This window comes from Thalassobacillus devorans (genome assembly GCF_011761345.1).
GTDB lineage: Bacteria > Bacillota > Bacilli > Bacillales > Halobacillaceae > Thalassobacillus > Thalassobacillus devorans.
Window position 1 is genome coordinate 705172 of the sequence record NZ_JAASRY010000001.1, and the last position, 12659, is coordinate 717830.

Genomic DNA, 12659 nt, shown 5'->3' on the forward strand with positions numbered 1-12659 from the left:
TTTCACACCTAGTATCTTTTAAAGAAGGGGAGTGAGCCCATGATAGAATGCCCGAATTGCCAAAACGAAGTAAGTGAGGGCTCTCGTTTTTGTCCCAATTGTGGTACAAAGCTAGATGACGCTACACGTCTACATAATGACGAACTTTCAGCCACGGTAGCAAAAGAGACATCTTCTCGTACGGTACAGAGAGAGCCAAAAAAGAAGAAGTGGATCATGATATTGCTTCCCATGGTTGTTCTTCTGTTAGCTGGAGGTGGTGTCGGTTATACGTATGCGCACGAAAAGAATATCAATGAAGAAGTACTTAAGCTGAAGCGGGATGCAGAAGCATCTGCTCTGGAAGGCGAATACGATAAAGCCGAATCGCTCCTTGTGCAGGCTGTCGAAAAACGGGAAGATTTTTCCGTACTGAAAAAAGATTTGGCGTTCATCAAGGAAGCAAAGACCTTTGATGCCGAACTGGCAGACATCGAGGAGCAAATCCAAAAAGATGAACTGGAGAATGCGAGTGACCGCATCGATAACCTGCGCAGTGATGTCGATGCAAGTAACAGCAAGCTTGTTCCCGGTTTCCTGCCAAAACTGGATACCATGGAGTCACAGATAAAGATAAAACGGATCAATAGCGAGCTTGCTGAACTGTCGACCGTTGATCAGCTGGCAGCAAAATTATCTACGCTCTCCCGTTATAACTTAGAAGAAGCGACAAAGGTAAAAGCGAAGATTTTAGAAAAAATCGTTACCATTGCATCAAATAATGCGGAAAATCATATAGCGTCCAAAGAGTTCAGTAAAGCGATTGCCGCAGTAGACCATGCTCTCCAGTTTGCCGTCAATAATGAAAAACTGCTTCAGCTGAAAAAACGTATCCAGCAGGAGCAGGAAGCATTCGTCCAGGCACAGCGCGAACGGATTGAACGTGCGGCAGAAAAGGCAGCCCAGGAAGATCTGAAAAACCAGACAGCTGCTGTCGAAGTGAAAAATATCAAGGCGGAGCTCGATGACCTTGGTGACTTGACTGTTACCGGTGAAGTTGAAAGTGTCGCAACAAAAATCGTCAGTTCGGTCACACTGGAATTAGAAGTGCTGGATAGTGACGGCAACCCAATAGATGTAGAGGAAAACACGGTTACCGTTTACCCGATGTATTTGAACCCGGGAGATACCGGTAAATTTGAAAAACAGTTTTTCGAAATTAATGAAGAAGTCGAAGTCAATGTCGACAATATTGAATGGTATGTTGAGTAGGAGGGACGCAGCATGAAGCGCAAATGGATGATCAGTATCATTTTATCAGTGATTATTGCAGGTGCAGGCGTCTCGGGAGTGCTATATCTCCAAGATATGATGCCGGCCAAATTGGAAGAAGCATCCGCGCTGGTTCAGACAAGCAATAATGACCAGGCAGATGAAGAACCAGTTACGAGGGAAGAGGAGGAAATCATTGAAGAATCGCAGGATAGGGTTTTTCAAATCACAGCTCCGAACGGGGAACAGGGTTCCGGATTCCTCTATAACGAAAAAGGGGATCTATTAACGAATGCCCATGTGGTGGCCAATACTCGTGAGGTTACAATTACGACGTCCGATTCAAAAGAATTATCCGGCGAAGTCATTGGCATCAGCACCAATACCGATGTCGCAGTCGTCCGTGTTCCCGCTCTGAATGAAAATGCCCCTTTACCGCTTGAGCGGGAAAACAAGGCAGAAATGCTGGATAACGTGCTGGCACTGGGAAGCCCACTCGGGTTGCAGAATACTGTTACTACTGGTGAAATCACCGGGTTAGACCGGGAATTTGATATTGCCCCGTTTGAATATCGCGGGCTGTATCAGATTTCTGCCCCCATCCAGCCGGGTAACAGCGGCGGGCCGCTGATTGATGCAGAAACAGGTCACGTGATTGGGATCAATTCTGCGAAACTGGACAAAGAAGGAATCGGCTTCAGCATTCCGCTTCCCGATATTCTTGATCTTGTGGAAAGGTGGTCAGAATCTCCGATGGAAAGCCTGCCTGAAATCCAGGACACTGTCGGCGGTCCTGGGGAAGGTTATAATACTACCCCTGTCGATCAGGCGACTTATATCGTGGAATATTTTTATGAGAGCATCAACCAGGGGGATTTCGTTACGGCCTACTCCCTGATTGGCAGCAGCTGGCAGGGAGATAATTCCTATGAAAACTTTCGCCAGGGGTACTCGAATACATTATCGGTAAAAGTAGACGACTTGATCCCAAAGCAATCAGGAAAAAACGTACAGGTCACCGCCTTTATTACAGTGGAAGAAAACATAAGCGGCGAAGTGGAAATAAAGAAATATAAACTCAACTACATCGTTGGCGTAGAAAATGATCAGATCAAGATTCTATCAGGTAAAGGCGAAGAGGTCTCTTCCTGATCAAAACCCGGCAGGATTGCTCCCTGTCGGGTTTTGACGCTTTTGTGAATAATGACTTGTGAAAAGAGGAAGCCGGATGCCTTTGTCGAATACATACATGAATAATATTTTCTCTGAAAAAATGAAACGAATGACACGATTCGTTCGTATTACAGAAAGTGCAAGGTATATCCATACAATCACGTATAAGGCAATTAAGGGGGAGTAAATTGGATAATCGAACAATCAACATGCCGACAAGACAGAAACAGAAACTGAAGAAATTCGGGTCCATATTAGGTACGATATTCGGGGTATTTATCGTCCTGGCTATCGTATTAATGCTAACACTGAACTGGATCACCGATTACATATGGATGGATTCTCTTGGTTTTAAATCCGTATTTACGACGATTTTTACAAGTAAACTATTACTTGGTGTCGGTGGGTTCCTGATCTTTTTCCTATTGACGTATGTAACGCTTTCCTGGGTCAGGAAAACGTATATCGGGTTTTTCGATCGGGAGCGGCTTCCATCTATCCTGTTTTCGAAAAAATGGTCACAACTGATCATTATTGCACTGGCGGCATTTGTAGGGCTGCTGGGCAGCAGTATCGTTCAGGGAATCGGCTGGGAGTTATGGCTGAAATTCCTGAACCACACTTCATTTGGAATTAAAGACCCTCATTTTGATATGGACATTTCTTTTTATATGTTTGTGCTGCCATTTATCGATTTTGCGATTAACACACTGCTTGGTTTAGGAGTTTTGCTGCTATTAGTTCAGGTTGGTTTTTATTCGGTATTTGGTATGTACCGGGAAAGCCGGATGGCTCAGCTTCACATGGGGATTACGCTTGGTGTCATCGGCATTCTGCTGGCAGGTGTCCATGTGCTCGAGCCATATGGAACTTTGTTGACCAACCAGGTAAATATTTTTCAAACCAGTGTGGTACACGGGTTAAGTTACACTGATAAAGTGATTAACAACCCTGCTTCTTATGTATTGGCAGCAGCGGCTGTCATCGGAGCAATCTGGATGATTGTGATGCTTGTACGCGGGAAAGTTCAGGCGATGCTAACTCCGGTGGCTATCTATGTGGCTTTGGTTATTATCGCTCAGGGGGCGTCCGTTATCGTTCAGAATTACGTAGTATCTCCCAATGAATTTAGCAGGGAAAGTCCATATTTAGAGCAGAACCTGGAATTTACCAGGGCTGCCTATGACTTACACGGTATCGAAGAGCGGGAACATCCAGGCAACCAGTCCCTGGATCAGGAAATGGTAGATAATAATGAATTGACTATCAATAATGTACGAATCAATGATGCCCGTCCGATACTAGATATTTATAACCAGCTTCAGACATTCCGGACATACTATGAATTCAATGACATCGATGTCGACCGTTATGAGATTGATGGAGAATATACCCAGGTGTTCCTGGGGGCGAGAGAGCTGAATACGGTTGACCTGCCTTCTCAGGCAAAAACGTGGGTGAACGAAAATTTACGTTATACGCACGGTTATGGTATTGCGATGAGCGATGTCAATGAAATCACCTCCCAGGGACAGCCGGAGTATCTGTTGCGAAACCTTCCGCCAGATGGTGCACTTGATATTAGCCGTCCGCAAATTTACTTTGGTGAAGAAAATTATAAAAATGTCATCGTAAACAGTGAGGTGGATGAGTTTGACTACCCGGCCGGGGACGAGAACATGTCGACACGCTTTGAGGCAGACAGTGGCATTTCCTTATCTGGTCTGAACCGTCTCATTTTCAGTCTGGATGCCGGTTCATTCCGAATGTTTGTCTCTGATCAAATCAATGGAGACAGCCAGATGCTGATGACGCGTAATATTATGGACCGCGTTGAACGAATTGCTCCTTTCTTTGAATATGATGAGGATCCGTACATTTTTGTCCGCGAAGACGGCAGTCTGGCATGGATGATCGACGCTTACCTTACAGCGGAACGTTATCCGTATTCTGAACCGCACAGTGGCGATGAGAATTACATCAGGAACTCAGTTAAAGTAATGGCGGACGCCTATAGCGGGGAAGTGGACTATTACGCAGTCGACACCGAAGATCCATTGCTGCAGACTTATCAAAAGATGTTCCCTGACCTGTTTACAGATGACATACCGGCTGATGTAGAATCGCATTTCCGCTATCCGGTTGACTTATTTAAAATTCAAGCCTCCATGTATGGGACTTATCATATGACCAATTTGGAAGTTTTCTATAACCGGGAAGACAGATGGGAGTTCCCTACAGAGAAATATTTCAATGAAGACATCGAAATGGAACCCTATTACATTACAATGAAGCTTCCAGAATATGAGGAAGAAGAATTTGTGCTGATGCTGCCATTCACACCAAGAAACAGGCAGAACATGATTGCCTGGATGGGGGTCCGAAACGATGGGGAAAATTATGGGGAAACTTTTGTATACCAATTCCCGAAACAGCGTAATATTTACGGACCGCAGCAAATTGAAAATAGAATCAACCAGGACAGCAATATCTCTCAACAGTTGAACCTGTGGTCGCAGGGAGGCTCGGAAGTCATCCGTGGAAATCTGCTCGCTATACCATTTGAAGATACTGTGTTGTACGCAGAACCGATTTATATCGAATCTTCTAATGAAACATCCTTGCCGGAAGTGAAGCAGATTATCCTGGCGTACGGAGATCATATCGTGATGGAACCTACTTTCCAGGAGGCACTGGACCGCATGCTTGTACTCATCGACCCGGAAGCAGCCCCTGATGAAGGGGAAGAGGAAGAGTCTCCGGAAGATGGCAATGTGGAGGATATTCTCGAATCGGAAGAAATTCTTAGAGATCTTTCTACTTTATTCGAAGATTATCAATCCGCACTTTCCAATGGCAACTGGGAAGAAGCAGGAGCCATCATGGAAGAGATTGAACAGCGCCTGCGAGATGCTGAATAAATAAGAAAAGAAAACAGCCCGAATGAATCATGTTCGGGCTGTTGGTTTATGGATTATTATTAAGTTTATCGGAGGGATATCCAATGTATTTACTAGCAGAAGGCGGGCTGATGGTAGGGGATATGCTTGTCCAGGGGCTGTTTTTTCTTATCCTGCTGCTAATTATTAATGGACTGTTTCGGTTTATGAAAAAATCTACAGGCAAGGATAAACGGTTGGATCGGATTGAAGAAAAGCTGGACCGCCTGCTGAAAGAGAAAGATGGAAGTTAAATAGGTCAAAACAATACCTGACACATTGCGTGTCAGGTATTGTTATAAACAACTTAGGTGACCCAACCATGTCAGAATCATCCAGGATTCTGCAGTTTGAGAGTTTTACAGAAGGATAATTCTTTGGTGAATTCGTTTCCTTCTACCTCTGGGTTAAGTCCGATTTTAAAACTGTTTTCTTGGAGTTCAGTTAAGCCTCTTGCTCTGTCTGCCGCCAATGTTCCAGCAGACCTGACTGTCCGGGACAAATTTCAGGGCTTGTATCATACCATGCACAGGAAGTGCGATCCCTATTTTGAACCGGCGTCTCTGTTCGTTTGGAAACGAACTCGCAATGGTTGAGCCGCCTAAGTTGTTTATCTATCTTCTTTACACTTTTATTATACCACCATTTTCACACAAGGAAACCACAAGTTGTGAACTTTTTGTTAACGCTTACATATGTTGTTTCTGTTACGGTAGTAACGGCTTGGAGGGCCGGGAAATTACTCGCTTTCCATGGGCGTACGGTGAGCTTCCTCGGGCTAAAGCCCTGCGGGATCTCACCATGTACTATCCTCCCATAGGACTTTGAATAAGCTTCTTGAATAGACACCCACGAAGGAAATGCGTATCATTTTCGAGGAGTCTCGCAATTTCCCGGCCCTCCTTGCGCTTATAAGAGAAACGGAAACACCAATATATCCCTTCAAACTTAGAAAGGTCCTATGGTCTACTACCTTAATTCTTAGTCTTTAAATAGAAAATGTGGAAGACATCTTCATCTTTGTGAATGGTCCGTTATCCAAAAACGGATAAGGAGGCAGGGAAAAGATGAGACTCCCGTGGGAGAAGGGACAAGGCGAGACCCCACAGGGAGTGAAACGAACGAGGAGGCTCGCCAGTCCCCCACAGGAAAGCGAATCGTTTCCCAGCCGCCTTTACTCTTGACTCGGTAACGGACCAAAAAACATCTTTAAGTCAAGTCTTCGACTTTTCGGATCGTTTATTGAATAAGATTCTTATGAAAAATCTAATACACTGTTAAATAACAGAGAGAAATAGTAAGCAGTTTGAAAGTAATCTATTATAATTAATATGGTAGGATAATAGAAAGGAGGAAGTGCCATGGATCCGTTAGATATTCTCGGTGATTTAAGTAAAACAAAACCTGCCTATCAGCCGGTGATCAGTGCAATCAGGCACAGTGTCATCGGTTATGAGCTGTTAGGCCGATGCTACGATGGGGAGAAATGGATCAGTCTTGGCAATTTCTTTCGCGATCCAGATGTCCCGGATGAGTTTAAAATAGAAGTAGACCAACATTTGCTGGAACAGGCAATCACGGACTTTTTGGAATCCAATCGAAAAGGGCTGTTGTTCATCAATCGTAACGCCCGGCAATTAATGTTGCATGACGGCGAAGATCTGCTGACGACGCTGCAGTTGTTTGAGGAAAAAGGATTTTCGATGAGTCGGGTTGTCATTGAAGTGACCGAGCATGATTTTGAAGAGGATTTCAAAGCGTTGAGTCATTTGCTCCGCTATTATAAAACCTATGGTATTCAGATAGCAGTCGATCATATCGGCGCTAAAAGTTCCAATATTGACCGTATCCGCCAGCTTGAACCCCACTTATTGAAAATTGATACCAATATCATACGAAGACCGAACGCTGACAGTTTTCAGGATATCGTTTACTCATTATCCATGTTGGCGCGTCGTATAGGTGCTGCGTTACTGTTTGAAAATATTGAGGATGATTTTCAGCTTCATTTTGCCTGGAAGCATGGAGGAAGGTTTTATCAGGGGAATTTTCTGGCAGAACCAGGGTTTGATTTTTTAGCCCCGAATGCGGTTAGTGTCGACATCGGCGAGAAAGTGGCCAAGTATATTACAAGGGAAAAAGCTTTGATTGAACAGAGGCTTTCTTTGATACTGGCATGGGAGCAAAAAGTGAAACGGCTGCTTCCGAAGTGGGAAGGGACAAAAAAAGTGGATGCTTTTATCGAAAAGGTGACCAAGCAATTTGATCATGAAAGCTTTCGTATGTTTGTATGCAACAACGACGGCCAGCAGGTGTCTGCAAACTTTAGGAAAAGAAATGCTCATTGGATGGTGGAACCGGAGAAAAAAGGTTCCAATTGGGCGTTTCGTCCGTATTTTTTAGAAAATGTCATGTTGATGAAAACTTGGAACAAAGGTATTTTGTCCGAGCTTTATTCTGATATTGAAACAAAAGAAACCATCCGTACTTTCAGTTTTCCGCTGACCGACCAGCATTTTCTATTCATTGACATGAAGTATTCCTATATATATGAACACGAATGTCTGCTAATCTAATACCACTGCGCAAGAGAATAGGCTAGGGGTAGCAGGGCTTATTCTGAACAGCCTCAGCTGAATTTATCATTTTTTTCAAAAAACAGTGAAAATATTCCATTCTTATGATATGATATTTCTCAACTTTCATATCAGACAGAGAAATAATTATATCAGGGATGGTGGTCAGAGATGCAGCCGATTTTAATTGATTTTCCGTCAGCGTTCGAAACAGAGCGGCTTCAAATCCGCATGCCGCTCCCGGGTGATGGTGATGCTGTGCATAAAGCGCTGGAAGCTTCCCATGAAGAGTTGAAACGATGGATGCCATTCGCTCAGAGGCGACAATCGTTGGAAGAAACTGAGTCAAACGTAAGAGAAGCACATGCCAAGTTTTTGACAAGAGAAGATTTACGGTTACATATTTTTGAAAAAGGATCCGGGAAATTCATCGGTTCTTCCGGCCTTCATCGAATGAATTGGGAGATTCCTAAATTTGAAATCGGCTATTGGTTGGACAGCCGCTACTCTCGAAAAGGCTATATGTCCGAGGCAGTAGAAGGGATTACCACGTTTGCATTTGAAGAATTGAAGGCAAGACGGGTGGAAATCCGTTGTGATGCCGCTAACAAGGCAAGCAGGAAGATCCCTGAGAGACTTGGCTTTGAGCTGGAAGGTATTTTACGCCATGATGACCTCTCCGTTGCTGGTGATGAACTGCGTGATACATGCATCTATGCGAAAGTCCGGTAATAGGGGAAATTTTTATCCTATAACCCGCTAAAGTTTTTCAGTTTAATAGGCACATGCCGCCCCTTTGCTACATAAAATTGTGGCAAGGGGGTTTTTCGTTTAGGAATTTTTTATTACTTTAGTTAAAAATGTTTCCCTAGGTGAAAATTCCAGTTAGAATGACCTTAGGATGTTTGAAAGGAGCGAGAAGATTTGGGTTCAGATTTATTGTTAGCATTCGGTTTAACGTTAATGGCCGGTCTGGCCACAGGCATCGGTAGTATGCTGGCATTCTTCACGAGATCCACCAATACCCAGTTCCTGTCTTTTGCACTTGGTTTTTCGGCTGGTGTCATGATTTATGTGTCCATGGTGGAAATATTTTTCAAAGCAAAAGATTCTTTGGTGGGAGCCATGGGGATAGAGGCCGGTAACTGGGTGACGGTTGCTTCTTTCTTCGGCGGGATGCTGTTCATTGCCTTGATCGATCGGTTCATCCCTAAAAAGGCTAACCCCCATGAAGTGAAAAAGGTAGAGGATATGAAGAAGCCACAGCTAGGTAACGGCGATCCGGCGCTTTTGAAAATGGGAACTTTCGCCGCTTTGGCGATTGCCATTCACAATTTTCCGGAAGGGATCGCTACCTTTACCTCAGCCTTGCAGGATCCGAGCCTGGGGATAGCGATTGCTGTTGCGATTGCGATCCATAATATTCCCGAGGGCATCGCTGTTTCTGTTCCGATTTATTTTGCAACCGGCGATAAGAAAAAAGCATTCAAACTGTCATTCTTATCTGGCTTATCGGAGCCAGTCGGCGCGATTGCCGCATACCTGATTTTGATGCCATTCTTGAATGAAGTCATGTTCGGTGTCATTTTCGCTGGTGTAGCTGGGATTATGGTATTCATCTCCCTCGATGAACTCCTTCCGGCAGCGAAAAGATATGATGAAGCCCACCTTTCCATTTATGGTGTAATTAGCGGAATGATGATCATGGCACTAAGCCTGCTGTTGTTCATTTAATAGAAAAGGCACATCTTAAAAAGGTGTGTCCTTTTTATGTTGAAAAGGGGAAATTCCGAAATGCATCGTTAAGTTAGAAGGTTATCGTGTTAAGTCGGAACATAGACGCGTTATGGAAGAAGGTGAGTACGTTAAGAACATAACCGCGTTAGGGAAGAAGGTTCGTGCGTTAAGGCAGAACCACTGTCTTGGAAGGGGAGCTCTTTTAAGTAAAATGGACATACCTGCCTGATCCGCTTCATATAATGCGGTAGGGGTGGGATGCGATGATGGAACACCAATGGAAAGAATGGAGCCGGAAACGGAAGTGGCTGATGGCGATAGGTTTGGCGATACTGCTTGTGGTTGGCGGATCAAGTTCCTATTTACTGTTTCTTTATCAAAAAGTCCACCAGACCGTCGTCGATGACTTGTTCGAACCTGTAACGGCTATCGACAGTGAGACAAGTAAACGGAAAACCGAAGCGAATGAGGCATTAAATTTTTTATTGCTGGGAATTGATGAGCGGGAGGAAGATATTGGGCGTCCGGATACCCTCATCGTCATGCATGTCGATCCTGACGGGGAAAAGGTCCGATTAATCAGCATCCCGCGTGACACGATGGCTTGGATTCCCGGGCAGGGAAAATATGATAAAATCAATCATTCCTATACGTTCGGCGGTTTGGATATGACGATAAAAACTGTAGAAGACTTGCTGGATATAAAAATGGATTATTACGCAACAGTCAATATGAAAGGGTTGAGTGGAATTGTCGATGCTGTTGGCGGCGTACCGGTCACAAATGATTTTCCGTTTGTACAAGGAGGGTTTGAGTATCCGGAAGGTCCTCAAATGCTTACCGGAGACCAGGCGCTGGCTTACGTCCGGATGAGGGATCAGGACCCAAAAGGCGATATCGGCCGGAACCACCGGCAGCGGGAAGTTGTGGAAGGAATCATGCAACAGGGAATGAGCCTTCAGGCTGTCGCAAATCTGGATGGTATCTTTGAAGTTTTATCAGCCCATATGCACACAAATATGACATTAGATGAAATCAGGACATTGGCAATCGAGTACCGTCACGCTTTAAAAAATATTGATATGTACCAGATAAAAGGGAAAGACAGTTATATCAATGATATTTATTATTTGCAAGTATCTCCAGAGGAAATAGCCAAGGTCAATCAAATGATTTCCAGTGAAGCACTTTAAAAAAAGCGGGCATAGAGCCTGCTTTTTTAATTCCCCCGACAGCCGCTGGTTTACGCGGGAATAAAGAGTGGTAGTATGGTACAAAACAGGCAAAGAAAGGAGCCGTCCATGACGAAAACAGTAATGATTACAGGGGCATCGAATGGGTTCGGATATTTGACAGCTATCAAGTGTGCAGAAAAAGGTTTCCGTGTGATTGCGACGATGCGGAACATGAGTTATGCCGACCGCTTTGAACAGGAGGTCAAGAATCCAAATGTACTGGCAAGAATTATTCCAAGACAGCTGGATGTGACGGATCATGACTCGATCCGGTCGTTTGAAATCAGTCTGGCAACCATTGACAGGATCGATGTACTGATTAATAATGCCGGCATGGCTGTCGGTGGGTTTGTGGAGGAAGTACCAGTCGAGGATTACCGCAAGCAATTTGAAACGAATTTTTTCGGAATGGTTGCCGTAACCCAGCTGGTGCTGCCGATTATGCGAAGGCAGGGTTTTGGAAAAATCCTGAATGTCAGCAGTATCAGTGGTCTCATCGGTTTTCCGGGACTGTCCCCTTATGTTGCATCCAAGCATGCTGTAGAAGGATTCACGGAAAGCCTCCGGCTGGAACTGAAGCCATTCGGTATCGAGGCGGCAATGATTGAGCCAGGTTCCTTTCGGACGAACATCTGGACTAGAGGCACGTACATACCGGAAACGGCATCACAGACCGGTTCCCCTTATGCCGATTATATGAATCGAATCAAGCAGTATATGGAAGCGAGCAGGGAAACGATGGCTGAACCATCACAAGTTGCAGCATTCACAAGCAAACTCGTTGAGCGATCAGCGTGGTCGAAAGTGAGACACCCGGTCGGCAAAGGGGTCAGGCCGATGATATGGACGAAACGGTTATTACCTTGGCGCGTATGGGAAAAGCTTGTCATTCGTAAGGTATTGAACAAAAGGGAGGAGATGCATGATGAAAAAGACATATGAAGTGCTTCCTGGTGCGGAAGCATTTTTTCAAGAAGGCAATGAGGTAGGTATTCTTGTATTACACGGCTTTACCGGCACTCCGCAAAGCATGCGCCCCTTGGGAGAGGCGTTTGCAGCTTCCGGTTTTTCCATTGCCATGCCAAGACTGGCTGGACATGGCACCCACTATGAAGATATGGAAAAGACGACCTATAAAGATTGGATTGCCTCTGCGGAAGAAGCAATAGCATGGCTAAGGGAACGTACAAGCATATTGTTTGTAGCTGGTCTATCCATGGGTGGTACACTGGCACTCTCTCTGGCAGAAAAATATGATGATATTCAAGGGGTCATGCTAATCAATCCAGCTATTGAGATGCAGCAGATGGAGGCGCTTAGAGAATCTGAAAACCAGCCGAGGTACCTGGAGTCGATTCACTCCGATGTTCAGAAAGAAGGCGTCCAGGAGCTGGCCTATGATAAAGTGCCTTATGCTTCCGTAATAGAACTGTTAAATATGCTTCAGGAGGTACGTGCTGATTTGGCAAATGTCCATTGTCCAGCACTTCAGTTCGTATCTGATGAAGATCATGTCGTACCGCCGGATAATGCTTCCTATATATTTGATGCGATTTTTTCTGAGCACACCGAACTTGTCCATTTGGAAAATAGTTATCATGTAGCGACACTTGATCATGATCTTGATTTAATCATTGAACGGAGCCTGGAGTTTATCCAGCAATATAGCATGACCAAATAACTTATCGATTGTCTGGTGATACTACAAACATGTAGTTTTTCTGAATGTGTATGCTGGTATAGACAAC

General features: G+C 44.5%; 10 protein-coding genes. All 10 read left to right on the forward strand.

Features of this window, described 5'->3' with window-relative positions; genetic code table 11:
- The first annotated feature begins 39 nt into the window (after positions 1-39).
- The 10 genes from FHS45_RS03490 (at position 40) to FHS45_RS03535 (ending at position 12592) form a co-directional block, all read left to right on the forward strand.
- Entirely contained in the window at positions 40-1251 is a 1212-nt protein-coding gene (locus FHS45_RS03490; RefSeq protein ID WP_082412033.1) for a zinc-ribbon domain-containing protein, read from the forward strand.
- A gap of 12 nt (positions 1252-1263) precedes the next feature.
- Positions 1264-2403 carry a S1C family serine protease gene (locus tag FHS45_RS03495; RefSeq protein WP_062445409.1) on the forward strand — a complete coding sequence of 380 codons (1140 nt, stop codon included), beginning with the start codon at positions 1264-1266 and terminating at the stop codon, positions 2401-2403.
- Positions 2404-2633: 230 nt separating this feature from the next.
- Positions 2634-5345: a UPF0182 family membrane protein gene (locus FHS45_RS03500; protein ID WP_062447869.1), complete on the forward strand. Its 2712-nt coding sequence runs from the start codon at positions 2634-2636 to the stop codon at positions 5343-5345.
- A gap of 83 nt (positions 5346-5428) precedes the next feature.
- Positions 5429-5617: a hypothetical protein gene (locus tag FHS45_RS03505; RefSeq protein WP_062445411.1), complete on the forward strand. Its 189-nt coding sequence runs from the start codon at positions 5429-5431 to the stop codon at positions 5615-5617.
- Between the two features lie 1107 nt (positions 5618-6724).
- Entirely contained in the window at positions 6725-7939 is a 1215-nt protein-coding gene (locus tag FHS45_RS03510) for an EAL domain-containing protein (RefSeq protein ID WP_062445413.1), read from the forward strand.
- Between the two features lie 171 nt (positions 7940-8110).
- On the forward strand, positions 8111-8671 hold the full coding sequence (locus tag FHS45_RS03515) for a GNAT family N-acetyltransferase (protein ID WP_062445415.1): 561 nt from the start codon (positions 8111-8113) through the stop codon (positions 8669-8671).
- A 192-nt stretch (positions 8672-8863) separates the two neighbouring features.
- On the forward strand, positions 8864-9673 hold the full coding sequence (gene zupT, locus FHS45_RS03520) for a zinc transporter ZupT (RefSeq protein WP_148350102.1): 810 nt from the start codon (positions 8864-8866) through the stop codon (positions 9671-9673).
- Positions 9674-9939: 266 nt separating this feature from the next.
- Positions 9940-10869, forward strand: coding sequence for an LCP family glycopolymer transferase (locus FHS45_RS03525; RefSeq protein WP_062445417.1), 930 nt, complete (start codon positions 9940-9942; stop codon positions 10867-10869).
- 108 nt (positions 10870-10977) lie between these two features.
- Positions 10978-11853, forward strand: coding sequence for an SDR family oxidoreductase (locus tag FHS45_RS03530; RefSeq protein WP_062445419.1), 876 nt, complete (start codon positions 10978-10980; stop codon positions 11851-11853).
- Positions 11837-12592 carry an alpha/beta hydrolase gene (locus tag FHS45_RS03535; protein ID WP_062447877.1) on the forward strand — a complete coding sequence of 252 codons (756 nt, stop codon included), beginning with the start codon at positions 11837-11839 and terminating at the stop codon, positions 12590-12592. The genes FHS45_RS03530 and FHS45_RS03535 overlap by 17 nt, the downstream gene beginning before the upstream one ends.
- Positions 12593-12659: the final 67 nt, after the last annotated feature.

Excerpts from the sequence above, each read along its gene's own strand:
- FHS45_RS03515 (WP_062445415.1), top strand. The coding sequence starts at position 8,111 with ATGCAGCCGATTTTAATTGATTTTCCGTCAGCGTTCGAAACAGAGCGG.
- FHS45_RS03505 (WP_062445411.1), top strand. The coding sequence starts at position 5,429 with ATGTATTTACTAGCAGAAGGCGGGCTGATGGTAGGGGATATGCTTGTC.
- FHS45_RS03530 (WP_062445419.1), top strand. The coding sequence starts at position 10,978 with ATGACGAAAACAGTAATGATTACAGGGGCATCGAATGGGTTCGGATAT.
- FHS45_RS03535 (WP_062447877.1), top strand. The coding sequence starts at position 11,837 with ATGAAAAAGACATATGAAGTGCTTCCTGGTGCGGAAGCATTTTTTCAA.
- FHS45_RS03490 (WP_082412033.1), top strand. The coding sequence starts at position 40 with ATGATAGAATGCCCGAATTGCCAAAACGAAGTAAGTGAGGGCTCTCGT.
- FHS45_RS03525 (WP_062445417.1), top strand. The coding sequence starts at position 9,940 with ATGATGGAACACCAATGGAAAGAATGGAGCCGGAAACGGAAGTGGCTG.
- FHS45_RS03495 (WP_062445409.1), top strand. The coding sequence starts at position 1,264 with ATGAAGCGCAAATGGATGATCAGTATCATTTTATCAGTGATTATTGCA.
- FHS45_RS03500 (WP_062447869.1), top strand. The coding sequence starts at position 2,634 with ATGCCGACAAGACAGAAACAGAAACTGAAGAAATTCGGGTCCATATTA.
- FHS45_RS03510 (WP_062445413.1), top strand. The coding sequence starts at position 6,725 with ATGGATCCGTTAGATATTCTCGGTGATTTAAGTAAAACAAAACCTGCC.